This window comes from Allosphingosinicella sp. (assembly GCF_036387215.1).
Classification (GTDB): domain Bacteria; phylum Pseudomonadota; class Alphaproteobacteria; order Sphingomonadales; family Sphingomonadaceae; genus Allosphingosinicella.
On the sequence record NZ_DASVUE010000372.1, the window covers coordinates 1 to 2,295 of the forward strand.

The window sequence follows — 2,295 nt, forward strand, 5'->3', positions numbered from 1 at the left end:
CGCCGATCAGTCCTCCAATGCTTTTCTAAGGCCGAGCGCAAGCCGCGGCGGGCCCGGAAAATAGGTCCATTCCATCGAGTGCGGATAGGGCGTGTCCCAGCCGGTGACGCGCTGCACGGGCGCTTCCAGATGGTAGAAGCAGCGTTCCGTGACGAGCGCGCTGAGCTCGGCCCCGAAGCCGGATGTGCGGGTCGCCTCGTGGAAGACGACGCAGCGGCCGGTCTTCTTCACTGAAGTCTCAATGGTCTCGATGTCGACCGGGACGATGGTGCGAAGGTCGATCACCTCGGCGTCGATTCCCTCGGCCTCGGCAGTGGCGATGGCGACGTGGACCATCGTGCCGTAAGCGAGGATCGTCACCGCCTCGCCCTCCCGCGCGACTGCTGCCTTGCCGATGGGAACGGTGTAATGGCCGTCCGGGACCTCGGCGGCCGGATGCTTCGCCCACGGCGTCACCGGCCGGTCGTAGAAGCCGTCGAAGGGGCCGTTATAGATGCGCTTGGGCTCGAAGAAGATCACGGGATCGTTATCCTCGATCGCGGCGATCAGCAGGCCCTTTGCATCGTAGGGGTTGGACGGGATCACGACCTTGAGGCCGGCCACGTGCGCGAACAGGGCTTCCGGCGACTGACTGTGGGTCTGGCCGCCGAAGATGCCGCCGCCATAGGGCGAACGGATCACCATCGGCATCGGCCATTCGCCGACCGTGCGGTAGCGCATGCGCGCCACTTCCGAGACGATCTGGTCGTAGCCCGGATAGATATAGTCGGCGAACTGGATCTCGATGATCGGGCGAAGGCCGTAGGCGGCCATGCCGACCGCGGTGGCGACGATGCCGGCCTCGGCGATCGGAGCGTCGAACGTGCGCTGCTTCCCGAACTTCTTCTGAAGCCCCTCGGTCACCCGGAAGACGCCGCCGAAATAGCCGACGTCCTCGCCGAAGACGACGGTGTTCGGGTCCCGCTCCATCATCACGTGATGCGCCGAATTCAGCGCCTGGATCATGTTCATGACGCTCATTTGCGGCGCGCCTCCGCTTCGGCGCGTGCGGCGTCCCGCTGCTCGCGCAAATGCCAGGGAAGCTCGGCGAAGACGTCGGAGAACATGGAATCGACGTCGTTATAGGGATCGGACTGCAGGGTTCCGAGCCGCTCCGCCTCTTTCTGGGCCGCGCGCACCTCCGCATCGAGCTGGTCGAGCAATTGCTGGTGCCGCTCGTCGTCCCATTCGCCGAGGCCGATCAGATGCTGCTTGAGGCGCGCAAGCGGATCGCCGAGCGGCCATTGCTGGCCGGCGCCGGCGGGGCGGTAGGCGGTGGGATCGTCGGAGGTGGAATGGCCCTCAACCCGGTAGGTGAAGAGTTCGATCAGCGTCGGCCCGAGGTTGGATCGGGCGCGGTCGGCGGCCCAGCGGGTGGCGGCGTAGACCGCGAGCGCGTCGTTGCCGTCGACCCTGAGACCGGCGATGCCGTAGCCGATCGCCCGCGCCGCGAAGGTCGTGAGCTGGCCGCCCGCGATGCCGGAGAAGGTGGAGATCGCCCACTGATTGTTGACGATGTTGAGGATCACCGGCGCCCGGTACACGCCGGCGAAGGTGACGGCGTTATGGAAGTCGCCCTCGGCGGTGGCGCCGTCGCCGATCCAGCCCGCGGCAATGCGGCTGTCGCCCTTGATCGCCGATCCCATCGCCCAGCCGACCGCCTGCGGGAATTGCGTGGCGAGATTGCCGGAGATCGAGAAGAAGCCGTATTCCTTGGTGGAATACATGATCGGGAGCTGGCGCCCTTTGAGCGGATCGCCGCGGTTCGAATAGACCTGGCACATCATCTCCACCAGCGGGTAATCCCGCGCCACCAGCAGCCCCTGCTGGCGGTAGGTGGGGAAGAAGATGTCGTCCCGGTCCATCGCGTGCGCGGCGGCGACCGCTATCGCCTCCTCGCCCGTGGATTTCATGTAGAAGCTGGTCTTGCCCTGCCTTTGGGCGCGGTACATGCGGTCATCGTAGACGCGGACCATCGCCATATCGCGGAGCATCCGGCGCAGCGTGTCGGGATCGAGCCGCGGGTCCCAGGGGCCGACCGCCCTCCCCTCCTCGTCCAGCACGCGCACCAGGGTGTAGGGCAGGTCGCGGATCTCGGACGGATCGACGTTGATGTCGGGGCGGCGGACGCTTCCGGCGGCGGGGATCTCGAAATGGCTGAAATCGACGTCTTCGCCGGGCCGCGCTTCGGGCTCCGGGACGTGGAGCGAGAGCGCCGGTCGGTTGGGGCGCCCAGTCTCAATGTTCATCCGCTAA

General features: G+C 66.5%; 2 protein-coding genes. Both read right to left on the bottom strand.

Annotation, left to right across the window (positions count from 1 at the left end):
* Positions 1-6: 6 nt before the first annotated feature.
* Positions 7-1,011 (bottom strand): alpha-ketoacid dehydrogenase subunit beta, encoded by a 1,005-nt coding sequence (locus VF662_RS14610; protein WP_464142560.1) that lies wholly within the window; start codon positions 1,009-1,011, stop codon positions 7-9.
* A 5-nt stretch (positions 1,012-1,016) separates the two neighbouring features.
* Positions 1,017-2,288, bottom strand: coding sequence for a thiamine pyrophosphate-dependent enzyme (locus tag VF662_RS14615; protein WP_464142558.1), 1,272 nt, complete (start codon positions 2,286-2,288; stop codon positions 1,017-1,019).
* Between the last annotated feature and the right edge of the window lie 7 nt (positions 2,289-2,295).